The following is a 260-nucleotide window of genomic DNA, read 5'->3' on the forward strand; positions in this document are numbered from 1 at the left end:
CTACCGGTTTAAAGCGACGAGTATGTTTACGGTTTTGCTCAAAGCGTTCAATATCGTTTTCGCTCAGTTCCAGCAATTCGGATAACTCAAGGATCATCTGATCCAAGTCGTCGACGTTTTCGGGGATGATTTCTAAGCTAAAGTTAGGGCGATTCTCGGCCAGTAGCGCACCGTTGCGATCAAACACCAGCCCACGAGGTGGCGCTAATGGCAGTACTTTAATGCGATTATCATTTGAGCGGGTGGTGTAGGTGTCGTGT

At 48.1% G+C, this 260-nt stretch carries 1 pseudogene; it reads right to left on the reverse strand.

What is annotated here, in order from left to right:
* Positions 1-260: pseudogene (locus tag Q4528_RS14475) on the reverse strand (penicillin-binding protein 2); the annotation flags it as partial.

This window comes from Staphylococcus pasteuri (assembly GCF_030547725.1).
Taxonomy (GTDB): domain Bacteria; phylum Bacillota; class Bacilli; order Staphylococcales; family Staphylococcaceae; genus Staphylococcus; species Staphylococcus pasteuri.